Here is a 254-nt window from a genome sequence, read left to right on the forward strand (position 1 = left end):
TGGCTTAAAGAAGGGTTGGATATGTTTTCCTTCCTCTTGAATTTTATCTTCATCAGAATAAATAAAATCAGCATTTGGATATTCATTGAGTAGCAGCGCAATTTCAAATAGAGCATGAGGGGCTAGCAAATCATCTGGTTCTATGAAAATCAGGAATTCTCCTTGGGCTTGATTGATGCATTGGTTTAAACTATCCTCTTTACGAGCAGCATGAATGACTTGCAGAGAATCAGTCGTTTGAGGGATAAACTGAC

The 254-nt window shown here is 37.8% G+C and carries 1 pseudogene; it reads right to left on the reverse strand.

From position 1 onward, the window contains the following. A pseudogene (locus R0J92_RS24775) lies at positions 1 to 254 on the reverse strand (hypothetical protein); the annotation flags it as partial.

This window comes from Tritonibacter sp. SIMBA_163 (assembly GCF_046535935.1).
Taxonomy (GTDB): Bacteria; Pseudomonadota; Alphaproteobacteria; order Rhodobacterales; family Rhodobacteraceae; genus Epibacterium; species Epibacterium scottomollicae.